At 63.0% G+C, this 22643-nt stretch carries 18 protein-coding genes and 2 tRNA genes; 1 reads left to right on the top strand and 19 read right to left on the bottom strand.

Annotated elements, in window-relative coordinates:
- Positions 1–17: 17 nt before the first annotated feature.
- Together GT590_RS02665 and GT590_RS02660 are read right to left on the bottom strand one after the other, a co-directional pair.
- Positions 18–437 carry a hypothetical protein gene (locus tag GT590_RS02665; protein WP_226844446.1) on the bottom strand — a complete coding sequence of 140 codons (420 nt, stop codon included), beginning with the start codon at positions 435–437 and terminating at the stop codon, positions 18–20.
- Positions 438–581: 144 nt separating this feature from the next.
- A tRNA-Ala gene (locus GT590_RS02660) sits at positions 582–657 on the bottom strand.
- Positions 658–952: 295 nt separating this feature from the next.
- Here GT590_RS02660 and GT590_RS02655 point away from each other — a divergent pair.
- A complete protein-coding gene (locus GT590_RS02655; protein ID WP_161170884.1) occupies positions 953–3898 on the top strand; it encodes an EAL domain-containing protein in 2946 nt (981 codons plus the stop codon).
- Between the two features lie 63 nt (positions 3899–3961).
- On the opposite strand, the gene GT590_RS02650 is transcribed toward GT590_RS02655, so the two are convergent.
- From GT590_RS02650 to GT590_RS02570, 17 genes are all read right to left on the bottom strand, one after another.
- The gene (locus GT590_RS02650) at positions 3962–4258 is read right to left on the bottom strand and encodes a hypothetical protein (protein ID WP_009607766.1); all 297 of its coding nucleotides are present in this window, start codon (positions 4256–4258) and stop codon (positions 3962–3964) included.
- A gap of 170 nt (positions 4259–4428) precedes the next feature.
- A complete protein-coding gene (locus GT590_RS02645; RefSeq protein WP_009306410.1) occupies positions 4429–5268 on the bottom strand; it encodes a TspO/MBR family protein in 840 nt (279 codons plus the stop codon).
- A gap of 134 nt (positions 5269–5402) precedes the next feature.
- Entirely contained in the window at positions 5403–6659 is a 1257-nt protein-coding gene (locus GT590_RS02640) for a U32 family peptidase (RefSeq protein WP_156996998.1), read from the bottom strand.
- Positions 6660–7101: 442 nt separating this feature from the next.
- Positions 7102–8607 carry a cysteine--tRNA ligase gene (gene cysS / locus GT590_RS02635; RefSeq protein WP_009607800.1) on the bottom strand — a complete coding sequence of 502 codons (1506 nt, stop codon included), beginning with the start codon at positions 8605–8607 and terminating at the stop codon, positions 7102–7104.
- 223 nt (positions 8608–8830) lie between these two features.
- A complete protein-coding gene (gene ispF / locus GT590_RS02630) occupies positions 8831–9355 on the bottom strand; it encodes a 2-C-methyl-D-erythritol 2,4-cyclodiphosphate synthase (RefSeq protein WP_009306416.1) in 525 nt (174 codons plus the stop codon).
- Positions 9356–9500: 145 nt separating this feature from the next.
- Complete coding sequence (gene ispD, locus GT590_RS02625; RefSeq protein WP_009306417.1) at positions 9501–10343, bottom strand: 2-C-methyl-D-erythritol 4-phosphate cytidylyltransferase; 843 nt, start codon at positions 10341–10343, stop codon at positions 9501–9503.
- Between the two features lie 69 nt (positions 10344–10412).
- A complete protein-coding gene (locus GT590_RS02620) occupies positions 10413–11357 on the bottom strand; it encodes a serine O-acetyltransferase (RefSeq protein WP_009306418.1) in 945 nt (314 codons plus the stop codon).
- 197 nt (positions 11358–11554) lie between these two features.
- Positions 11555–14119 carry an ATP-dependent Clp protease ATP-binding subunit gene (locus GT590_RS02615; RefSeq protein WP_009306419.1) on the bottom strand — a complete coding sequence of 855 codons (2565 nt, stop codon included), beginning with the start codon at positions 14117–14119 and terminating at the stop codon, positions 11555–11557.
- 349 nt (positions 14120–14468) lie between these two features.
- Entirely contained in the window at positions 14469–16412 is a 1944-nt protein-coding gene (gene lysS, locus GT590_RS02610; RefSeq protein ID WP_009607774.1) for a lysine--tRNA ligase, read from the bottom strand.
- Positions 16413–16599: 187 nt separating this feature from the next.
- Positions 16600–17070, bottom strand: a complete 471-nt coding sequence (gene greA / locus GT590_RS02605; RefSeq protein WP_009306421.1) for a transcription elongation factor GreA — start codon at positions 17068–17070, stop codon at positions 16600–16602.
- Between the two features lie 132 nt (positions 17071–17202).
- A complete protein-coding gene (tatA, locus tag GT590_RS02600) occupies positions 17203–17466 on the bottom strand; it encodes a twin-arginine translocase TatA/TatE family subunit (RefSeq protein ID WP_009306422.1) in 264 nt (87 codons plus the stop codon).
- A gap of 370 nt (positions 17467–17836) precedes the next feature.
- Positions 17837–18886, bottom strand: coding sequence for a hypothetical protein (locus GT590_RS02595; protein ID WP_161170883.1), 1050 nt, complete (start codon positions 18884–18886; stop codon positions 17837–17839).
- Positions 18887–19173: 287 nt separating this feature from the next.
- Positions 19174–19250, bottom strand: a tRNA-Pro gene (locus tag GT590_RS02590).
- 180 nt (positions 19251–19430) lie between these two features.
- Positions 19431–20594 carry an ABC transporter permease gene (locus GT590_RS02585; protein ID WP_086414415.1) on the bottom strand — a complete coding sequence of 388 codons (1164 nt, stop codon included), beginning with the start codon at positions 20592–20594 and terminating at the stop codon, positions 19431–19433.
- Positions 20584–21270 carry an ABC transporter ATP-binding protein gene (locus GT590_RS02580; RefSeq protein WP_009306425.1) on the bottom strand — a complete coding sequence of 229 codons (687 nt, stop codon included), beginning with the start codon at positions 21268–21270 and terminating at the stop codon, positions 20584–20586. Before GT590_RS02580 ends, GT590_RS02585 begins: the two co-directional genes overlap by 11 nt.
- Before the next feature lie 10 nt (positions 21271–21280).
- Positions 21281–22210 carry an efflux RND transporter periplasmic adaptor subunit gene (locus GT590_RS02575; RefSeq protein WP_009607883.1) on the bottom strand — a complete coding sequence of 310 codons (930 nt, stop codon included), beginning with the start codon at positions 22208–22210 and terminating at the stop codon, positions 21281–21283.
- Positions 22211–22258: 48 nt separating this feature from the next.
- Positions 22259–22465 (bottom strand): hypothetical protein, encoded by a 207-nt coding sequence (locus GT590_RS02570; protein WP_009306427.1) that lies wholly within the window; start codon positions 22463–22465, stop codon positions 22259–22261.
- Positions 22466–22643: the final 178 nt, after the last annotated feature.

Below are 22643 nucleotides of genomic sequence, written 5' to 3'. Positions count from 1 at the left end.
TTTCACGCCGGGAGGCCTTACGGATGCGCGTCGAAGTAACCCGTCTGACCGCGCACTTGCCAAGCGCACACGGCTAGCGCGATGACGAACAGGCCACTCACAAGCGAGGTGAGGTCGCACGTGCCCGCGGACACGCTGCTGGCCAGCGCCCACGCCGTCAACATCGCATCGACGAACGTGATCCAGAAGAACAGGGTGATCTTGCGCGGATTCCGCGCTCCGCGAAGGCCGAGGAATCCGATGGCCAGGTTGAGGCACGCTCCCGCCATAGCCATCGCGCCCACAACGGGCTCGGCCAGCACCGAGGGCTCGACGTCAAGCACCATGCGCGCGAACAGGTAAGCACCCCACAACGCAGCGCCCAACAGCACTTCCGCGATAGCCCACACGATCACGAACAGGCAGAGACGTCGAAGCCACACCTGCCAAATCGTCATAGGAGCGCCGTTTTCGCCCACCGACTGAGGTTCCGCACGGCTATCTGCCGCCTCGACCATATCCTTCACCCCGCTTGCCGTCATCGGACGCAATGCGTGCACAATAAAAAAACGACGGATGCATCGCATCCGTCGTAGCAAATATGGTGGAGCCTAGGGGGATCGAACCCCTGACCTCATGGCTGCCAGCCATGCGCTCTCCCAGCTGAGCTAAGGCCCCGTAAAAGTGCGAAGCCTAGTATACCGGAAGAGGAAATCCGGTCAAGCACTTTTTTCGAAAAAAATTATGCAACCGCTCAAAGAGGAAAATCGATCGATGGGAGCCGCGCTGAACCTTGACCTTATCGCACCACGTCATACGCAAAAAAAGGCGCGCACATCCCCCGACAAGTCTTTCTGAGAAGGCCATGCATATGGTAAGGTAAGTTGGTATCAACCATTCTTAGACACCGTCACATCGATCGGAGCGAAGCATAGCACCGGCAAGAACATTCATCCCTTCGCGGCTTCAACCGATGATGTTTGCCTGGGCGTTCGTCATCGCGTTCACCTGTACGGTCGCAACGACCACGTATCCCGGATCCTCGCGGGCTTTCGCCGACGAGTTCGCCACGTTCGGCAAGCGCGTCGTGACCGTCGCCTACTTCGAAGACGGCGACTATATGTCCACCGACGAAGAGGGGCGCTACGTTGGGTACAACATCGAGTATCTCAACGAAATCGCACGCTACGCCGACTGGACATATGAATACGTCAAGTACCCTAGTTGGGAAGAGGCCTGTGCCGCGCTTGAAGCGAGCAAGGTGGATCTGCTTCCCATGGTGTACTACACCGAAGACCGAGAGAGGCGGATGATCTTCTCGGCATCATCGCTCTGCGAGATTTCCACCACGCTCAACGTGAGGCTCGACGACACGCGTTACGCCTACGAAGACTTCAAAACGTTTTCCGGCATGCGCGTGGGGGTAATCGCGAACAGCCAGGACGCCGAAGCGTTCGCACAATACAGCGAGAAGAACGGCTTTTCGGCGGATATCGTGGCCTACAGCGCTACCGGAGACCTGCTGAGAGCGCTCGACGAAGGAGCGGTGGATGCCATTGCCATCACATATCTCGGGACGAATTCGCGCTTCCGAACCGTAGCTCAGTTCGCCCCCGAGCCTTTGTACATCGCCCTCTCGCCCGAACGCACCGACATAGCCGATGAGCTCGACAGCGCGATGAGCCGCCTCAAACTGCGCGACCCCGACTTCGCCACGTTGCTGTACGACCGCTACTTCGGCATCAACACCGACCAGGATCCCGTCTTCACCGAAGACGAGTACGCCTATCTGGCATCGGCTCCCACCCTGCGCGTGGCCTACGATTCGTATCGCGCGCCGCTTTCCTACACCGACCCCGAAACCGGCGCGTTCGCCGGCGCGGTCGCATTGCTGTTCGAAGACATCGCGCAGATCACCGGGCTGAAGTTCGAATTCGTGGCTGCGGACTGCCACGACGAGGCCGTCCGCCTCGTCGAACGTGGCGACGCCGACATCGTGTACGACGTCGATCGAGAATCCGACCCCCAGGCGATCAAAAGCCTCGACACCACCGGCCCCTATCTGCGCGACCCCATGGCCCTTGTCGCAGGACCGAATCCATCCGGTTCGCGCGTCGCGCTGCCAAGCGGCTTCTCGCTCGCCGCGAGCACGGCGTACTCTTCGTACGCCGAATACGACATCGTGTACTGCGACACCCCGAAAGATTGCTTCGATGCAGTGCTTGAAGGCAAAGCCGATATCGCCTTTGCCGATACCCACGTGGCGAACTACTTGCTGGCGGAACCCCAATACGAGAGCCTGAGCGTCACCACCATCACCTCCTTCTTCAACAGCATGAGCATCGGCGTAAGCCGCAACGCCGACCGACGACTGGTGAGCATCCTCGACCGCTGCGTGCAGTACACTGCCGAAAGCAAGATGACCACCTGGCTTTCGCAAAGCAGCCTCGCCGTACATCCCATCAGCCCTTTCGACTTCTTGCGCCAGTATCCGGTGCAATTCATGGCCGGCATCGTCGCACTGCTCGGCTCCGTGCTCGGCGTTGCCCTGTACGTCAGCCATGTGAAGCTTCGCGCGGCGCGGCGAGTGGAGGACTTCTCGTTCACCGATCCGCTGACCGAAGGCTGGAGTCTCGCCCGCTTCCGCTCCGAGGTGGGCGCTCAGATGGCGAACGCCCGCGATGGCGCTTACGCCATCGTGTACCTCGACGTAAAAAGCTTCAAAGGCTTCAACGCAGCGTTCGGCTACGCCACGGGCGATCGCGTGCTGCTCGACCTCAACGGCACGCTGGCCGGCATGAAAGCACCCGACGAACGATACGCGCACGTCATCGCAGACGAATTCGTGCTGTTGGTTCGCTGGAGAGGCTGGGACGCGCTGCTGGAGCGCTTCGATGAACTGGATCGTCGCTTCAACAACACCGAAACGCTTACCGAGCTATCGCACCGGCTCATGCTGCAGGCCGGCGTCTGCATCATCGAGCGCAGCGCCGAAACGCCACGCATCGACGTGCAAACCATCATCGAGTTCGTGGACGCCGCACGCTACGCCCGGGACAGCATCGGGGAGGCCTCGCGCAGCACCGCAGCATTGTACTCGGCGAGCATGAAGGATCGCGACATCGCCGAACGCGCGCTGGTAGCCGCCGCGCACGACGCGCTCGAGCGCGGGGAGTTCACGGCCTATTACCAGCCGAAGGTGGAAATAGCGACGAACCGCCTCGTGGGCTTCGAAGCGCTCGTTCGCTGGGAATCGCCTGAACGCGGCCTCGTGCCGCCCGACGAGTTCATTCCCCTGTTCGAGCGCACCGGCCTGGTTGTCGACTTGGACTTGCAGGTATTTCGTCTCGTCTGCGCCCGTATCCGGGAGCAGCTGGACGCGGGAGAACACCCGCTCGTCATCGCCTGCAACTTCTCGCGCTTGCACATGCGAAACGACGCGTTCCCTGAAACGGTGAAGAGCATCGTCGACGGATTCGGCGTGCCCATCGAGCTGCTGGAGCTCGAACTGACCGAGAACATCGTCATGGAAGACCTCGAACGCGCCGAACGACTGTGCCGCCGTTTAAAGGATCTGGGCTTCCGCATCGCCATTGACGACTTCGGCAGCGGGTACTCGTCGCTGGGCACGCTGCAGAACCTGCCGATCGACGTGCTAAAGCTCGACCGCAGCTTCCTCATGAGCAGCGAGAGCGGCGAGCGCTGCAAGGCCATTCTGGACGGCGTGGTGTCCATCGCCGACAAGCTGGCCGTAAACGTGGTGGTGGAAGGCGTGGAAACGCGCGATCAGGCGTCCATGCTCGTGCGCATGGACGATCGCATCATCGCGCAGGGGTTCCTCTACTCGCGCCCCGTCCCCCGGGACGTCTCGGACGTGCAGTTCGCCGTCGGCTTCATCGAGCCGAACGAACGCCCGTAGCGGCCACGCGGTTGCCGGAACGAGAAACGGGGGCGGCCGTTCACGCGGCCGCCCCCGTCGTCGTTACGCTTTTTCAGATGCGTAGAATACCGCTTGGTCGAACACGTCGGTCACCGACTTGCCGTCGATGAAGGGGAGCGTCAAGAACTCGCTCACCGTCGGCACCAGCTCGCTCGCGTCGACGTAATGTCCCTTTTCGTTGAGCTTCGCGGTGTCCTGCGCGCGCCAGTATCGATCGTTGACGTCGGTCAGGTAGTACGTCTCGCTGCCGATCTCCATGTACACGGAGTGCTTCGCGTGCAGGTAGTTCGGCAGCTCGTCGAAGGATACGTCGAGCGCCTCCGCTGCTTTCGTTCCCATAACGGCCCCTTTCGTCCGAAAAACACCTTGGCGCTATCATAGCAAGAACTGTCAGCGGTTTCATCGGAAATGGAAGAATCGGTCAGCCGGTTTTGCCGGAGAAGAAGCCTTCTGCGGACGCACCGCCCCGCCAAGCCGCACCTTTTCACCACGAGCATGCTGCAGGATCGCTAGTTCTGCCGCACGAGCTTCCGCATCGAGCCGATGGGGGCGAACGTCAAGATAGCTCCGACCACGCACAGCAAGAACACGACAGCCGCCGTGAACGCCGACGCGCCCGACACGTTCACGCCCACGCCGATGAGCGCCCACAGGAACACGAGCTGGAACGCCATGTCGTCGTAGGCCTTGCGCATCACGTAGCCGAACGCCAGCACGCCCGCCGTCAAGAGGATGGTGAACAACCCGTTGAAGAACGGGATGCCGCCGTCCAGCGCGCGCGTGACGAGGATGGCCATGTTGGCCAGCGTGGCCACCGTGACCCACGCGGTGTAGATGGACACGGGCACCCGTCCCGAGGCGGTCTTCATCGTGCGGCGCACGTTCAGGTACAGCGCCGCCAGCACCAGCCACTCGGCCAGGATGACGATGAACGACACGGCCACCAGCTCGAAGTGCCACAGGGCAAGCCACAGCACGTTGAGGGCGCAGCTTGCGATGAACAGGATGGACGTCATGGTGAAGCGGTCGGCGCGGACAGGCGCCGTGCGCGTGTACGCGACGAGCCACACGACCATCGCCACGTAGATGAGCGACCAGATGGCGAACACGTAGCCGGCAGGCGTGAACCACGTGAACACGCCGTACGCGATATCCGCCGACGTGGTGCCTCCCACCCGGCCTCCTTCGATGACGGCATTGCCGATGAGGGTCAGAGCGTACACGATCCACATGGTGACGGTCTCGACGGTCAGGTAACCGCCGCGCTCGAGCTTGCGGCCGGTGCGCGTGTTGCGGGCACGCTGCACGACGCTGGGCGCCGATGCGGCGCGATACGCATGATTGGGCATGATGCACCTCGCTTTCTGAAAGAAGGATGATTCCGTTCCTTTTCGTCAGGGTGCAACCCAGTGTAGCGCCGGCGCATGCACGCGCCTTGACGGCTACTTAGCAGTACTTTATCGCTTTAGCGCAGATCAGAAGCCTATCGCTCAACGTTGATACGCATGCGCAGAAAGTCGCCGGGAGCCAGCTCCTCCCCCGTTTCGAACGCATAGCGCTCGGCCGAGCGGTTCGCCACGGCAACCGGCACCCGCTTTGGCTGCGCGTCGTCCCCGTCGGGCTCGGGGAGCCAGGCGAGGTTACGCACGCGCACGCGAGGGACGTGCGGACCCGGCGACAGCGCCTCCAGCTCGTCGCCTTCGCAGAAGCGGTTGTAGCACCGCGCGATCACGCGGAACGCGCCTTCGCCGGCCGGTTCGCACGCTTCCACCGTGGCGGCATGCCGGCATTCGGCGGTGTAGCCGTCCACGTCGGGCGATTGCCTGGCGTCGCCGTAGTAGAAGCCCGTGCCGTACGGGCGATGCGACACGGCCAGCAGCTCGTCGGCCAGCTCGGAGGAGGGAACGCCGTCCAGGGCCAGCCGGTAAGCGCGCACCACCGAAGCCACGTAGAACGCCTTCTTGTTGCGGCCTTCGATCTTGAACGAGTCGATGCCGGCCGCGGCCAAGTCGTCGAGGTGCGCCAGCATGTTGAGGTCCTGCGCGTTCATGACATAGGTTCCGCGCACGTCCTCCTCCACGGGAAAGAACTCGCCGGGACGCTGCTCCTCCACCAGCGCGTAGCTCCACCGGCACGGCTGGGTGCAATGGCCCTTGTTGCCGGAGCGGCCGGTGAGCGCGGCGCTGATCAGGCAGCGGCCCGACACGGCCATGCACATGGCGCCGTGCACGAACGCCTCCAGCTCCAGCTCGCGCGGGGCGCCGGCGCGCAGTCGCGCGATGTCCTCCACGCTCATCTCTCGCGCGCACACCACGCGGCTCGCGCCCAGCTCGTGCCATACGCGCGCCGCCTCGGCGTTGCATACCGAGGCCTGGGTGCTCACGTGCAGCTCGACGTTCGGCGCGTGCCGCTGTGCCAGGCGCAGCGCGCCCAGGTCGCTCACGATGAACGCGTCGACGCCGGCCGCGGCCAGCGCTTCGAGGTACGCGGGAAGCGCCTTGAGGTCGTCGGCGTCCATGAGGGCGTTCAGCGTCGCGTACGCCTTCGCGCCCGCATCGTGCGCGCGAGCTGCCGCAGCGGGAACGTCGTCCAGCGCGAAGTTCGCCGCGCGCTGCCGCAGCCCGAAACGATCGGCGGCCAGGTACACGGCGTCCGCACCGAAGCGCAGCGCGGCCTCCAGCTGCGCAAGCCCGCCCGCGGGCGCGAGGAGCTCGGGAGTCCTTGTCGATTGAGTTCGCATGCGCCGTATTGTAGCGCATCGACGAACCCGCGAGCCGGCGACCACCGAAACCCCTCGCTTCGGGCGGGACAACGCCCCCTACCCGGCAATCCTCCGCATCTCCGAGCCCTGCGGCACATTCCCGGGTCTTTCGCACCCTATCGCATTCCCATCCTGGACACGAGCGCGCAAGGGAACCCCGACGGCGAGCGATTGCACGTTCCGCAGGCGCTATGTGCGGCAGAATCGGGCTTTTGGCAGTGCGAGCCCGCTTCGCACTGTTGATTTGCAAATGCCGAAAAAACGCGATCTGGGGTTTCACCTCGAAACGATTCGGAGAAAGACGCTTCTCCTGCCAAAAACTCGATTTTGCCGCACATAAGGAAGAGAATCCGTGCACGACGACGAAGGGCGGCCAACGCGGCCGCCCTTCGAGAATGTTCCACTCGGGATAACGCTCGCCTTACCCCTCGTAGGTCACGCGCGCACCCTGCGGGGTGTCCTCGATCACGAAGCCCAAACCGCACAGGCCGTCGCGGACGGCGTCGGCACGGCTCCAATCCTTCGCGGCGCGGGCGTCGGCACGGGCCGCCAGCAGGGCGTCCACGGCCTCGGCGGCATCCGCGCCTTCGTAGCCCGCGATATCGGCCGCCAACCCCACGACCTCGGGCGGGTACCCTCCTGCGGCGCACGAGGCGGATGCGGCCTCCACGTCGATGCCGAACACGCCCATGAGCTCCACGATGACGCCGCGGGCATCGCGCACGGGCGGCACGTCGGACAGCGAGATAGTCTTGTCGGCCGTCTGCGCGTTCACCGCGGCCACGAAGTCGAACACCTCGCCCAGCGCCTTGCAGGTGTTGAAGTCGTCGTCCATGGCCAGGATGAACGCCAGCTTCGCCTCCTTCGTACGCTTCATCAGCTCGCGCGTGTCCAGCGGCGAGGGGATGTCCTGGGCGTTCTGCAGCTGCCAATCGAGGTTCTTCACCGCGTTCTCGATACGGCACAGCGCCGCGCCCGCCTCGGCCAGGCGCTCGTCGGAGAAGTCGAGCGGGCTGCGGTAGTGCGTCTGCAGCATAAGGAAGCGCAGCACCTTCGGATCGGTGACCTTCAGCACGTCGCGCAGCAGCTTGAAGTTGCCCAGCGACTTGCTCATCTTCTCGGAGTTGATCTGCAGCATGCCGCCGTGCATCCAGTAGTTCGCGAACGTGCAGCCGCACGCGGCCTCGCTCTGCGCGCGCTCGTTCTCGTGGTGCGGGAACACGAGGTCGGCGCCGCCGCCGTGGATGTCGAAGGGAAGCCCCAGGTACTTGCGCGACATGGCCGAGCACTCGATGTGCCAGCCGGGACGGCCCATGCCCCAGGGCGACTCCCACGCCGGCTCGCCGGGCTTGGCGGCCTTCCACAGCGCGAAGTCCAGCGGGTCGCGCTTGCGATCCTCCACGCCCTTGCCGTCGGCGCGCAGCTCGCGGTGGCCGCTCTCCATCTCGTCTACGTTGCGGCCCGACAGCTCGCCGTAAGCCGGGAACGAACGCACGTTGAAGTACACGTCGCCGTCGGCATCGTAAGCGTGGCCTCCGTCGATGAGCTCTTGGATGAGCTCTATCATTGCGGGGATCTCCTCGGTGGCCTTCGGACGGATATCGGGATCCAGCACGCCGGCCGCGCGCATGTCCTCGATAAACGCCTCGGTGTACTCGGCGGCCACCTCGGCAGCGCTGCGGCCTTCCTCAAGCGACTTGCCGATGATCTTGTCGTCCACGTCGGTGACGTTCTGCACGAACGTCACGTCGAAGCCGCGCCACATAAGGTAACGGCGGATCACGTCGAAGCTGATGAACGTGCGGGCGTTGCCGATGTGAATGTAGTTGTACACGGTAGGTCCGCACACGTACATGCCCACCTTGCCGCGCTCGAGCGTCTCGAAGTCGACCTTCGTGCGGGTCTTCGTATTGTAGAGTCTGATCATGGCGTCCTCGCATCCTGCATAGCCCTGGCGCCGCGCTCCCGCGACGGTGCGTTTCGACCGTAGATTGTAGCACAGGAAGGTTACGGAGCCCGCCTGTCCACCAAAGTCAGCGAGGGCTTTCGCAGTGCTTCGGATTGGCGTGAAAGACCGACGAAGCGTGCTCATGCACGTGAGGAGGGCTTGGAGCGCCAAGCCGAGGCGCTACGGAAGCCCGCAGCGTCGGCTAGTCCCGTTGCTCGTCAGGACGGCGGCACAGCAGGCAGACGGCGGTCGCGGAGATGCCCTCCTCGCGGCCTTCGAATCCCAGGTGCTCAGTGGTGGTGGCCTTCACGCCCACATTCTCCACCGCGATGCCCATGGCGGCGGCCAGGTTCTCGCGCATGGCCTCGCGGTACGGCGACAGCTTCGGCGCCTGCGCGGCGATGACGGAGTCGACGTCGAGGATGACGTAGCCCTCCGCGCGCACCTTGTCGGCCACGGCGGCCAGCAGCTTCAGCGAGTCGGCGTCCTTGAAGGCTGGGTCGGTGTCGGGGAACAGCTTGCCGATATCCCCGCCGCGAATGCCTCCCAGCAGCGCATCGGAGATAGCATGCGCCAACACGTCGGCATCGGAATGCCCCAAGAGGCCGCGCACATGAGGAACGTCCACCCCGCCCAGGATAAGCTTGCGCCCCTCGGCGAACGCATGCACATCGTATCCCTGCCCCACGCGCAACCCGGCAGGATCGAAAACAACAGGTTGCATCATTCGGTTCCTCCGATAACGACATGCGCGGCCTTGGCGACGGTGCCCACCAAGCGAGTTCCGCACGAGCCGAAACGCCCAGCGGGCGTTTCGCGCGAGCAGGACTGTCTGAGCGACTGGGCACTGTCGCCAAGGCCTCCGCGGATGATCATTCTTCCGCCCCTTTCATGTACATGGTACGCACCGCAGCGGCCAGCATGAGGTAGTCTTCGGGGACGGTCAGCTTGATGTTGTCGCGCTTCCCTTCCACTACCAGCACGCGCCCGCCCAACCTCTCGATGAGCGACGAATCGTCGGTGCCCATGAAGCCGTCCGACAGCGCCGAGGCGTGCGCGCGGCGGTAGATGCCGGCGCGGAACACCTGGGGCGTCTGCGCGTTCCAGAACACGCGGCGGTCGGGCGTGCCCACGATCACGCCGTTCTCCACCACTTTCAGGGTGTCGACGGCCGGATGCGCCACCACGGCGCCGTCGCAGTCGATGTTGCCCTTCAACGTGGCGATGGTATGCGCGATGAGGTCGGGGCTGATGAGCGGGCGGGCGCCGTCGTGCAGGATGACGTACTCGTAGTCGTCCGGCACGAACTCCAGCCCCGAGAACGCCGATTCCTGACGGCTGGGGCCCGAAGGCGCCACCACGATGGGCGTGACGAACGGGAACGGGTCGATGGCGCGCTTGAGATACTCGCTGCAGCGGTCCTCGGGGCACACGATGACGATGAGCCCGATGTCGCCCACGGCGTCGAACGCCTCGGCCGACCAGGTGAGGATGGGCTTGCCCGCGATCTCCACGAGCTGCTTGCCGCCTTCCTTGCCGAACCGCTCCCCCGTGCCGCCCGCCAGGATGATGGCGGCCGTCTGCGGGTTCTTGTCGACCTCGCCCTTGAGCCCTCCCATCGCCTGCGACAGCGCGTCGAAGTCGAGGTCGTTCAGCGCGAGCTCAGGGGCGCTGAGCACCGCGGACGAGAACACCGGGTCGATTGTCTGCGTCATAAGGTTTTCCTCTCCGCCTTGCATCGTTCTTGCCACCGCTCCATTTCCCTCGCTTGCCGATCGAAGAGCCTAGTCACGCTCGCCCGGCTGGCGCACGGTGATCTCCTGCGCCTTCAGCGACACGCGGGAATTGGGGGGAACCGAAGAGGTGACGAACGTGGATCCTGCGACGACCGAACCGGCGCCCACCACGGTTTCCCCGCCCAGAACCGAAGCGTTGGAATAGATCGTCACGTTGTCCTCGATCGTGGGATGGCGCTTCACCCCGGCAAGCCGCTGCCCGCCGCGCGTGGACAGCGCGCCCAGCGTGACGCCCTGGTACAGCTTCACATGGTCGCCGATGACGGTGGTCTCGCCGATGACCACGCCCGTGCCGTGGTCGATGAAGAAGTACTCGCCGATCTGGGCGCCGGCGCCGATGTCGATGCCCGTGCCGCTGTGCGCCAGCTCGGTCATGATGCGCGGGATGATGGGCACGTTCTGCTCGTACAGCACGTGCGCGATGCGGTACACGTAGATCGCGTACAGACCCGGATACGAGAAGATGACCTCCTCCTTCGACCCGGCCGCCGGATCGCCGTCATACAGCGCCTGCACGTCGGTGAGCAGCACCCGCTGTATGCTGGGAAGCTCGTCGAAGAACACCGTGCACACTTCCGAGGCGCGCTCGCAGATATGCTCGGGCGTGGTGCCGCCGCACAGGTAGCGCGCCGGGTCGACCTCCGCAGCATCGCGATCGTCCGAGGTGTACGTCATGGCGAGCACGATCTGCTCGCGCAGCACGCGTTCGATCTGTATGAGCGTCTCGCCGATGAAGTACTCCGGACTGGTGAACGGCGTCAGCATCTCGTCGCCGAAATAGCCCGGGAACAGCACCCGACGCAAGTCCTTGATCACGCTTTTCACGGCCAGGCGGCTGGGAAACCGCCGGCCGGGCTTCGTGAAGAATATCTCGTCGGCCTCGTAGTTCTTCTCGATGCTTTTCACGATGCGATCGAGGTTGTCTCCGAACATGGAACCTCCTGGAATCGAGTTGATCCGCTGCACTTCCCGCAGTGCACCTCGGCCGCCTTGCACGTGAAAGCGGCCGCTCCGCGGTCGGCTTGCGACGTGCCTAGTATACGACAAATGCAAGCGCAGAACACAAGAAACCCCTGCTCCTCGGGCTTCGAATTTCAAGCCGAGGAGCAGGGGCGCTTAAGAGGCGAAGCTTAGTCGGCCGCGCCGCCCGAGAACGAGCCGCCGGAACTGACGCCGGCATGGCCCAGATCGTAGTTCGTCAGCAACAGCTCCGCTTCCCGCGCGATGCTGTCGCGCTTGCGGGGCGCCGGGATGGAGCCCGATCCGGCGGTGAACACCAGCTCGCCGTCCACCGCGTCCACGTCGATGACCGAGCCGCTCGTCCACGTGCCTTCGAGGATCTGCTCGGACAGCGGATCCTCCAGCAAGCGCTGGATGGCGCGGCGCAGCGGACGCGCGCCGAACGTGGCGTCGGTGCCTTCCTTGGCGATGAGCTTGCACGCCGCCTCGGTGAGGTTGATGGACATGTTCTGCTCGATCATGCGCTCGCGCAAATCGGCCACCATGAGCTTGACGATCTCGGAGATCTGCTCGTCGTTCAGGGACTTGAACACGATGATCTCGTCGATGCGGTTCAGGAACTCGGGCCTGAACAGCTTCTTCATCTCGGCCATGACGCGGCTCTTGATCTCCTTGTCGGACAGCCCCGCGTGCTCCTCGGTGGAGAAGCCCAGCGTGGTGGGCTGCGCGATCTCGCGGGCACCCACGTTCGACGTCATGATGATGACGGCGTTGCGGAAGTCCACGGTGCGGCCCTGCGCGTCGGTCAAGCGGCCCTCCTCCAAGATCTGGAGCAGGATGTTGAACACGTCGGGGTGCGCCTTCTCGATCTCATCGAACAGCACCACCGAGTAGGGGCGCTGGCGCACGGCCTTCGTCAGCTGGCCGCCCTCGTCGAAGCCCACGTAGCCCGGAGGCGAGCCCACGAGACGGCTCACGCTGTGCTTCTCCATGTACTCAGACATGTCGAAGGACAGAAGCGCGTCCTCGGAGTTGAACAGGAACTCGGCAAGCGCCTTCGAAAGCTCGGTCTTGCCCACGCCCGAGGGGCCCAGGAAGATGAACGAGCCGGCGGGACGCTTCGGGTCTTTCAGGCCGCTGCGCGAGCGGCGGATGGCCTTCGACAGCGCCGTGACGGCCTCTTCCTGACCGACGACGCGCTCGTGCAGCACGGCTTCCATGCGCAGCAGCTTCTCGGTCTCGGCCTCGGTGAGGTTCGAAACGGGCACGCCCGTGGTCATGGACACCACGTCGGCGATGTCCTCCACCGTCACCTGATGCACGGACTTCTGGGCGTCCTCTTCCCACTTCTTCTCGGCTTCGATGCGCTTGGCCTTGAGCTCGGACTCCTGGTCGCGCAGCTGAGCGGCGCGCTCGAAATCTTGGGAAGCGATGGCCGAATCCTTTTCGCCGCGAATAGTGCGCAGCTCGTCGTCGAGCTCGCGCAGCTCCTTCGGCAGCGTCATGTTGCGGATGCGCATGCGCGCTCCCGCCTCGTCCAGCACGTCGATGGCCTTGTCAGGCAGAAAGCGATCCTGGATGTAGCGGTTCGATAGGTTCACGGCCGCCTGCAGCGCCTCGTCGGTGAAGTGCACCTGATGATGCGCCTCGTAGCGGTCGCGCAGACCCTCCATGATGCGCATGGCCTGCTCCTCGTTCGGCTCGCCCACGGTGATGGGCTGGAAGCGCCGCTCGAGCGCGGAGTCCTTCTCGAGATGCTTGCGGTACTCGTCGATGGTGGTGGCGCCGATCACCTGGATCTCGCCGCGGGACAGCGGAGGCTTCAAGATGGCGGCGGCGTCAATGGAACCCTCGGCCGAACCCGCGCCGATGAGCGTGTGCATCTCGTCGATGAACAGGATGATATCGCCCGCGTCCATCACCTCCTTGATGCACTTCTTCAGGCGCTCCTCGAACTCGCCGCGGTACTTCGACCCGGCCACGAGCGCGCTCACGTCGAGCGTGAACAGGCGCTTGCCGCGCAGGATGTCGGGCACCTGGTTCGACACGATGAGCTGCGCCAGGCCCTCGGCCACGGCGGTCTTGCCCACGCCCGGCTCGCCGATGAGCAGCGGGTTGTTCTTCTGGCGTCGGCTGAGCACCTGCATGACGCGCTCGATCTCGCCGGCGCGGCCGATAACCGGGTCCAGCTTGCCGTCGCGCGCCTTCTGCGTGAGGTCGGTGCCGAACTCCTTCAGCACGCTGTCGGACGTGTTGCCGTTCGGATCGAACGGGTTGCGCCCGGCGTAGACGGGGCTCTGCCCCACCAGGTCGTTCAGCGCGCTGCGCACGTCGTCGCCCGACACGCCGAGACGCGTGAGCACTTCGAGCGCGGTGCCGTCGCCCTCGCGGACGATGCCCAGCAGCAGATGCTCGGTGGAGATGTACGATTGCCCCATTTGCATGGCCTCGCGCAGGCTGTTCTCCAGCACGCGCTTGACGCGGGGCGTGAAGGACAGATGCCCCGACACGTCGGTGTCCTCGTCGATGGCCACCACCTGGCGGATGGCCTGCACGACGGCATCGTACTTCACGTTGAGACGATCGAGGGCCTGGGCGGCCAGACCGTCCTTCTCCTGTATGAGGCCGAGCAGGATATGCTCGGTGCCCACGTAGGGCTGATGAAGCGAGCGAGCCTCGTCCTGAGCCAGGACGAGCACCTTGCGCGCTTTGTCGGTGAATTTCTCGAATGACATGCTAGCCTCTATTCTCGCAGAGTCTATCGTTTGGTTCCGTGCCATCTTAGCACTCTTGTATTGAGAGTGCCAATACCGCATATGACCGCACACGGCTGCTCCACAAGCGCCGACGGACGGCCCGCTATCCATCCTACCATGTCCGCCGCCCGCATGAGCCCCTGCCCCACTATGCCTCCAAACGTGCTCGCTTCTGACAAAGACCCGAAACGTGCGCGAGCGATTGAAAGCTCGGAGACGCGTGCAAGCGCGACGACGTGCGGCGCAGCGCAGGCCTCCGAACCGCGGAAAGGCCGCTTGCGCGGCATATGCGCAAGCGGCCTTTCGGAAGCGATTATGCGGCGGCGCTTTAGTACAGCTTGGCGCCGGCGGGGATGCGGTCGTCAACCATCAGGAGGTTCAGGCGCTCTTCGCCCTCCTCCTCATGGATGGCCGACAGCAGCATGCCGCACGATTCCACGCCCATCATCTTGCGCGGCGGCAGGTTCGTGATGGCGATGAGCGTGCGGCCCACCAGCTCTTCCGGCTCGTAATAGGCGTGGATGCCGGACAGGATGACGCGATCGGAGCCCGTGCCGTCGTCGAGCGTGAACTGCAGCAGCTTCTTGCTCTTGGGAACGGCGACGCACTCCTTCACCTTCACGGCACGAAAATCGGACTTGCTGAACGTATCGAAGTCGACCTCGTCCTGGAACAGGGGCTCGACGACCACCTTCGAGAAGTCGATGGGCGCCTCGGCAACTGCGGGAGCCGCAGCGGCAGGCGCGGCAGCGCGCGGACGCCCGCCGGCCGGAACCTCGTCCCTCATGTGGGGGAACAGCAGCACGTCGCGGATGGACGGGGCGTCGGTGAGCAGCATAACCAGACGGTCGATGCCGATGCCGCAGCCGCCCGCCGGGGGCATGCCGTACTCGAGGGCGCGCACGTAGTCGTCGTCGTAGCCCATGGCCTCGTCGTCGCCGAGGTCCTTCGCCTCCACCTGCGCGCGGAAGCGCTCGGCCTGGTCGACCGGATCGTTCAGCTCGCCGAAGGCGTTGGCGTACTCGTGGCCGCAGATGAACAGCTCGAAGCGCTCGGTCAGGTTCGGATCGCCCGCCAGCTTCTTGGCCAGCGGCGACACCTCGATGGGATGCTCGGTGACGAAGGTGGGCTGGATGAGCTTCTCCTCGGCCACGGCCTCGAAGATCTCGGCGATGAGCTTGCCCTTGCCCCATGCAGCTTCGGCGTGGCCGCCGTTGCGCTCGAGGATATCCACCAGCTCGTCGCGCGTGCGCTGGAAGCTGACATCCTCGCCGGCTCCTTCGCTGGCCAGCTCGATCATGGTGGCGCGGCGCCACGATCCGCTGAGATCCACCTGATGGCCCTGATACTCCACCTGCAGCGTGCCGCACGAGGCAAGCGCCGCCGCCTGGATGACGCCCTGCGTGAGCTCCATCATGCCTTCGAGGTCACTGAACGCCTGGTAGAACTCCATGGTGGTGAACTCGGGGTTATGATACGGATCCATGCCCTCGTTGCGGAACTGGCGCCCGATCTCGAAGACCTTCTCGAAGCCGCCCACCAGCAAGCGCTTGAGATGCAGCTCGGTGGCGATGCGCAGGTAGAAGTCCTTGTCCAGCGCGTTGTGGTGCGTGACGAAGGGACGCGCGTTCGCGCCGCCGAGGATAGGGTGCAGGATGGGCGTCTCCACCTCGTAGTAGCCGTGATCCTCCATGTAGCGGCGGATGGCGGAAACCACCTTGAAGCGCTTCTCGAACGTGTCGCGCACCTCGCGGTTCATGACGAGGTCGACATAGCGCTGGCGATAGCGCGTCTCCTTGTCGGCCAAGCCGTGGAACTTCTCCGGCAGGGGGCGCAGCGACTTGCTGAGCAGCTCGAACGATGCCACGGACACGGACAGCTGCCCGCGCTTCGTGCGCATCATCGTGCCCTCGACGCCGATCCAGTCGCCCACGTCCAGGTCCTTGAGCTCGGCGAACGCGTCCTCGCCCAGCGCGTTGATGCGGCAGAACAGCTGCATGTCGCCCGTGGAGTCGCGCAGCTCGAGGAAAGCCAGCTTGCCCTGATCGCGCTTCGCCATGACGCGGCCGGCGACCTTCACCTCGTCCTCGGTGGACGCGCCGTCCTCGAGGTCGGCGTACTGTTCGGCCAGGTCGGCCAGGTGGTGCGAGTACGCGAACGCATGGCCGTACGGGTCCTTGCCCGCTGCCATCAGCGCCTCGCGCTTAGCGCGGCGCACGGCGATGGGGTCGTCTTCGATGATCTGCTCGGTGGTGTCGATGGTATCGCTCATTGATTGTCCTCGAAATCACGGGTTGGCGTAGTAAGTCAGCGAGAGGCGCCCTGGTGCCCGAGATCGTGGGGAGGGCGAGGGCGAAGCGTACTTCGGTACGCGAGTCCCTCGGCCTCGCCGCGAGATCGGGTGCAAGGGCGTCTCGCAGCGTCGGCAAGTTGCGCCGTTCGCAGAACGGCGCAACTCACTAGTGTTCCAGCTTGAGAATGGTCATGGTGATCTTGCGGCCGGTGGGACCCGTGGTCTCCACCACGTCGCCCTTCTTGTGGCCCAGCAGCACCGAACCCACCGGGGACTCGTTGGAGATCTTGCCGGCGGCGGCATCGCTCTCGGCGCCGCCCACGATAGTGAACACGCGCTCGCGCCCACCCATGTCGACCGTCACCGTCGAGCCGATGTGCACGCTGTTCGAGCGCTTCGGGGTGTTGACCACCGTCGCCTCGGAAAGGATGCGGCTGATCTCGGCAATACGCGCCTCCATCATGCCCTGCTCGTTCTTGGCGTCGTCGTACTCGGAATTCTCCGAGATGTCGCCGAACTCGCGCGCCACCTTGATGCGCTCGCCGATCTCGGCGCGTTTCTCGGTTTCCAGGAAGTGGAGTTCTTCCTCGAGCTTGTCCTTGCCTTCTTGCGTGAGAATGAAATTGCCGTCTGCCATGAATGCTCACCTGTCCATTTACAAAAACATGCACGCTCGTCCGCAAGCGTGCTACCGGTACCTGATATGAAAAAAGCGGTATGTGCAGAGCGCCGAGCGACTGCACATACCGCGAACCAGACGAATGTAAAACTACTCGGCTTTCTTCTTAGCCGCGGTGGTGGTCTTCTTGGCCGCGGTCGTCTTCTTGACGGGCTCCTCGACCTCTTCGATCACTTCTTCCTCGTCATCGGCCTCGACGATGTTCTTATCGCCGCCGCCCATGCCTTCGCGCAGGTTCTTGACGGTCTTGCCGATGGCGCCGCCGAGCTTCGGGAGGTTCTTCGGCCCGAAGATGAGCAGGATTACCGCGAGAATGATGAGAAGCTCAGGCATTCCCATTCCCAGGATTTTCATACGTTCCTCCAAATTGCTCGTGCGAAGCGCTTCTGCGACCTCGCTCCCCCTGACGCAGCCAGGGTCACATGCCTATGCAAAAAAGGGATGTTCCCCATCCCCTTTAGCAACCAAATAACTGCTTTCGCAGCGACGGTTATGATAGCACAATGTTATAGAAGGTAAAAGAAAATGCAGCGATAATCCCCTTTCCACGCCTTCTCCACTGATATGCCCCGGCTTCGCCATGGCGAGAAGCCTTTGCCGTAGAGCACAGCCAACCGGACGAGACGCGGTCATCAACCAATTGAATCCATTTTGAACCCCGTTTTGAAACCGCTATTCGGTCGGAGACCACCGACCCTATGCAGAAATCTTGAGTATCGAGGCCCTACTTCGCAGAGAACAGCCCCGAAAGATAGCTATAACTACCGGGCATTTTATCAATCGGCTTGCTTCCGATGAGCTCTACGCTTTCGGCATCGTATTGGTATATCGCCCAATCTCCGAGCACGTATATCGACCCTTCAGTCACAACCATTTGTATCGCTTCGTGCTCGAAAGCATGCTCTTCGATAGCCCCCGTCTCTAGATCCACGATGCTCAGCGCGCTATCGTCTTGACCTTGAACGACATTGTAGTGGGCAATGTAAAGCTTGCCGTCCGCGATAGCCACGCTTGAAGGACCGCCCTTGCTCAATGGAATGAAGCTCAACGTGTTGCCTTCGGTGTCGAGTACGCCAATCTGTCTTTCCACAAGGCCAACGCTGCAGAAATAGATTTTGCCTTCATGCACAACCGCCCGGTAGGCGTCCGCAACCCTATAGGCGTTCGAATCATAGGTGCTGCAATCGATTGATTCTTTGAGGGCCAAGTCTTCGTCGTAGCAATAAATCATCGAAGAGTCGTCATCGAGAGACAATGCGAAAGCATACAGACTGTCTTCGCACCAAACGATTTTCGATACATAAACCCCCTCGATAGCTATCTTCGACACGTCCCCGTTGTCGATTCGGCAGCGGTTTATATAAGACGAATCGCAGGTGAAGACGTACTCATCGTTCACGGCCACATCATTCATGCCCGATCGACCGATAGCGTGTGTTTTGGATGCAAGGGAAGCTACATCGACCTGAAGGACGGCCTCGCCGTCTCTAACCTTAGACCTTCCTTGGGGAATAACAAAAAGACTGCCCTGGTAAACCAGGGGATTGTGAAAAACGTCACCCAAGTTCGCATAGCGCAGCGGAAGCTGCGCCACCTCGTTCAACTCCCCATCGTAGAAGACGATCCTGCTCGTTTCATCCGTCCCTCGCGTTTCGATGATGCCGATAGAGGCGTCGACGGGCGCAACCCGCTCGCCATCCGAAGCGCAACCATACAAGCCGATCACCGCGAAGAGCATCGCGCCGATTAGAAAGGGTACCGAAACTCGTTTCATAGTCAATCCTTTGATCGCAGGCATCAGGGCAACTTCTGGAGACCCGAAAAACCCGATCGGATGAATGATCGACCCTAAGAATAACACGAGCCGAGAACAAAACCTGTATGTTTGGGTATCGACGGGAGCCAAAGACAACGCTGGTCAGAAGAGCTCAAGCGAAGCGCCGAAGGCGTGCTGACCGCGCGATGCGAAGTGAGGGTTTTCTGCCCGGAGCCGTTTATGTTCCGATTGAACCCACACGGGAAAAGAAAAAGGTCAGCCGCGAACGGCTGACCTGCAATTTCTGGTCGGGTTGACAGGATTTGAACCTGCGGCCTCTGCGTCCCGAACGCAGCGCTCTACCAAGCTGAGCCACAACCCGATGTACTGCTTCAAGCAGCGACGGATATGATAGCACAATGTAATCGAAGGTAAAAGAAATTACGACAATATTTCTTTTTCCACGCCTTCTTCACCGGTGCTGTAGGGAGTATTTGCATGCATTGGGAAACTGACCGTTCTTGCGAAGCGCGGCGACTTGTAAGCGATCGGGCGGCGCAGCTTATTCGGTGCGCAAAGCCTCGATGGGGTTCTTGCGGGACGCCCGGTAGGCGGGGAAGATGCCGAACACCAGGCCGATGGCCGTGGCTGCTGCAACGGCAACCGCCACCACGCCCCACGACACCACGAACGCCAGCCCCACGGTGCCCATGAGCAGTCCCAGCGCGATGCCCGCCGCGATGCCCAGAACGCCTCCGATGATGCTGAGCACGAGGGCTTCGAGCAGAAACTGCACGAGGATGTCGAAGCGGCGCGCGCCCAGAGCTTTCTTGATGCCGATTTCGCGGGTGCGCTCGGTCACCGACACCAGCATCACGTTCATCACGCCGATGCCCGCAACCACAAGCGATATGCCCGCGATGCCCGCCAACAGCAAAGTCATGGTGCCGTCGATCTCGTTGCCGGCCCGCAGCATCTCGTCCTGGGAGATGATGTCGAAACGTCCGGGGGGAATATGCACCGTGCCCGTGAGGTACGAGCCTATCTCCCCTTTCGCCGCCTCGATGGCGTCCTCGCCGCGCGCTTTCGCGTAGAAAGAGGTGATCGTGCCGCTCTCCCCCATGCTCACGGCAGTGGAGAAGGGAACGAGCGCCACGTTGCCCGTGTTGAGGCCCATCGACTGGCCCTGGTTCTGCAGCACGCCGACCACGGTGAACTCATCGCCGTCGAGCTTGACGGTGCGGCCGACCGCGCCGTCGGCCGAGCCAAGCAGCGTCTTCGCCACATCGGAGCCCAGCACGATGACCTTGCTACGATTCTCCCGGTCGACAGCGCTCAAGTTGCGGCCTTCTTGCAATTTGAGGTTGCGCACGTGCAGGTAGTGCTCGTCAGTGGCCTCCACGAACGCCTTGTTAGCAACCGTCGTGCCCACCGAAAGCTTCTTCATCAGGGACTTCGAGGGCGCCACGCCATCCACGGCACCGAGGTCGTTCATGCCCGAAAGGTCGTTGTAGCCCATGTCGCCGTCGAACAGGTAAGCCGACAGTGCGTCTCCGCCGAGAGCTTTCATCTTTTCGCTCACCTGCCGGTTCGTCCCGTCGCCGATGCCCACGAGGATGATGACCGACGAAATGCCGATGACGAGACCCAGCATGGTCAGAGCCGAGCGCAACCCGTTGCCGAACACAGCCTGAACGGCAGTTCGCGCCAATTGACTATACCGCATGCGAACCCCTTTCCATTTCCTGTATCAAGCCGTCAGCAATGCGCACGACACGCTGCGCCTCGTCGGCGAGCTCCTGGTTGTGCGTGATGAGGATAACCGTCTGACCCTCGGCGTGCAGGCTCTTGAACAGCTCCATGATCTCCACGCCGGTGCGCGAATCGAGCGCGCCGGTGGGCTCGTCGGCCAGGATGATCTCCGGCTCGCACACCAACGCACGGGCGATGGCCACGCGCTGCTGCTGGCCTCCGGACAGCTGGTTCGGCAGGTGGTGCTCGCGCCCTTCGAGACCCACGAGCGAGAGCTGCTTGCGGGCACGGGCGTCGGCTTCTTTCAGGCGTACCCCGGCATAGCTCAGCGGCAGCTTCACGTTCTCGAGCGCCGTGAGCTTGCCCAGCAGATTAAAGCTTTGGAACACGAACCCTATCTTTTCGTTGCGGATGGAGGCTAGCCGATTGTCGGACAAAGCCCCGACATCCATGCCGTCGAGCAGGTAGCGACCCTCGTCGGGCACGTCGAGCAGCCCGAGGATGTTCATCAGCGTCGACTTGCCAGATCCGGACGGCCCCACGATAGCGAGGAAATCGCCTTGGTCGACTTGAAGATCCACATGATCGAGGGCGCGAACGACCCCTTCGCCCATCTCGTAGGTTTTGGAAACGCTCTCCAAGAGGATCATCGCCGACCGCCTACTCTAACACCGGAGTCACGGTTATAGGCCCCTCTTCGGCATCGCCTTCCGAGAAGCCGCCGCCCGCAGGCTCTGCCTCGTTGAGAACCACGAGATCGCCTTCCTTCAGACCCTCGCCCGACACCTCGACCATGGTGCCGTTGGATATGCCCGTGGTCACCGGCTCCGCACGCTGCTCGCCGGATGCGAGATCGTACACCTGGACGAACTTGTCGTCGCCCGCGCCGATCACGGCGCTCACCGGCACCGTGAGCACGTCGGAGGCTTCCGCAACGGTGATGGACAGGTTGGCCGACATCCCCAGCTTGATGCTGCCGTCGTTGGGCACTTTGACCGTGACCGTGAACTTGGAGCCCGTCGCGCCGTACGTACCCACCTCGTTGATGTTGGAGATGGTTCCGTCGTACTCGCGGCCGTTATCGGATCCCAGCTTCACCTTCACGCTTTGCCCTTCGGACAAAAGCCCCAGATCCTTCTCGGAAACCTCCATGGTGACCGACACCGTGTCGATGCGCTGCACCTCGATATAGTGGTCGTCCTTCGTCACGGCGCCTTTGTTTTTCTCCGGAAGCTCGCGCGAGGTGACCACGAGGTCGTACGGAGCCGCCCACTTCTCGCCGTTGGCGTAGGTCACCAGCGTCTCGCCTGCAGCAACGCGCTTGTTAAGCGGCGCGTCGAACGATTGCAGCCAATGCCAGCTGTCCGCAGGCCTGAGCTTCACGGTTTCCAGCGGCTTCACCTCGCCAACGCCGGTGACGGTCTGCTGCACGGATCCTCGCTCCACGGGAGCGGTCAGCGGCGAAACGGTCTGAGGCTCACCGGAAAGCGCCGCCGATATCTTGTCGCCGAACACGAGCCAAGCGGCCAGCCCGCTCGCAACGGCCAGCAGAAGCACGACGGTCACGGACTTGCCTACTATGCTTTTCACAATTGCGTTCCTTTCTATAGTTCACGATGCCAAGATTGCCGATGTCGATCAGGGAACGTACGTCTCGCCCTCGACCGAGGGCGTCGGCTCCGCTATGACGTCCTGAGCCGTGGCTTCGTTTCGGGTTTTCGCAGTCTCCGGCGCATCGGTTCCTCCCGCTTCGGGAAGCAGGTTCTTGGCAACCAGCAAACCTCCCAGCACGACGATAACCGCAACCAGCACTCCGACGAGCACCTTGAACCCTTTCGACCCCATCGTCGACTCCTCACTGCGCACTTCTGCGCGTCGTCTCGATATCTTCCGGCGGCCAGTCTAACGAAAGCCGCCTTAAAACTTCCTGAACCGCGGCGATGTTTTTCGCGTCTCCCCGCCGAAGCTTGCCGAGGGGGTCGGTTTCAGGATCGTTTCAGGTTGCGCGTGCTAGAATGACCGC

The organism is Eggerthella sp. BIOML-A1 (assembly GCF_009875595.1).
GTDB lineage: Bacteria > Actinomycetota > Coriobacteriia > Coriobacteriales > Eggerthellaceae > Eggerthella > Eggerthella lenta.
The sequence above is the reverse complement of the archived record's forward strand: the minus strand, read 5'-3'. Positions and strand labels throughout refer to the sequence as shown.

Coding starts and splice junctions, on each gene's coding strand:
- GT590_RS02665 (WP_226844446.1), bottom strand. CDS start 437: ATGACGATTTGGCAGGTGTGGCTTCGACGTCTCTGCCTGTTCGTGATC.
- GT590_RS02655 (WP_161170884.1), top strand. CDS start 953: ATGATGTTTGCCTGGGCGTTCGTCATCGCGTTCACCTGTACGGTCGCA.
- GT590_RS02650 (WP_009607766.1), bottom strand. CDS start 4,258: ATGGGAACGAAAGCAGCGGAGGCGCTCGACGTATCCTTCGACGAGCTG.
- GT590_RS02645 (WP_009306410.1), bottom strand. CDS start 5,268: ATGCCCAATCATGCGTATCGCGCCGCATCGGCGCCCAGCGTCGTGCAG.
- GT590_RS02640 (WP_156996998.1), bottom strand. CDS start 6,659: ATGCGAACTCAATCGACAAGGACTCCCGAGCTCCTCGCGCCCGCGGGC.
- cysS (WP_009607800.1), bottom strand. CDS start 8,607: ATGATCAGACTCTACAATACGAAGACCCGCACGAAGGTCGACTTCGAG.
- ispF (WP_009306416.1), bottom strand. CDS start 9,355: ATGATGCAACCTGTTGTTTTCGATCCTGCCGGGTTGCGCGTGGGGCAG.
- ispD (WP_009306417.1), bottom strand. CDS start 10,343: ATGACGCAGACAATCGACCCGGTGTTCTCGTCCGCGGTGCTCAGCGCC.
- GT590_RS02620 (WP_009306418.1), bottom strand. CDS start 11,357: ATGTTCGGAGACAACCTCGATCGCATCGTGAAAAGCATCGAGAAGAAC.
- GT590_RS02615 (WP_009306419.1), bottom strand. CDS start 14,119: ATGTCATTCGAGAAATTCACCGACAAAGCGCGCAAGGTGCTCGTCCTG.
- lysS (WP_009607774.1), bottom strand. CDS start 16,412: ATGAGCGATACCATCGACACCACCGAGCAGATCATCGAAGACGACCCC.
- greA (WP_009306421.1), bottom strand. CDS start 17,070: ATGGCAGACGGCAATTTCATTCTCACGCAAGAAGGCAAGGACAAGCTC.
- tatA (WP_009306422.1), bottom strand. CDS start 17,466: ATGAAAATCCTGGGAATGGGAATGCCTGAGCTTCTCATCATTCTCGCG.
- GT590_RS02595 (WP_161170883.1), bottom strand. CDS start 18,886: ATGAAACGAGTTTCGGTACCCTTTCTAATCGGCGCGATGCTCTTCGCG.
- GT590_RS02585 (WP_086414415.1), bottom strand. CDS start 20,594: ATGCGGTATAGTCAATTGGCGCGAACTGCCGTTCAGGCTGTGTTCGGC.
- GT590_RS02580 (WP_009306425.1), bottom strand. CDS start 21,270: ATGATCCTCTTGGAGAGCGTTTCCAAAACCTACGAGATGGGCGAAGGG.
- GT590_RS02570 (WP_009306427.1), bottom strand. CDS start 22,465: ATGGGGTCGAAAGGGTTCAAGGTGCTCGTCGGAGTGCTGGTTGCGGTT.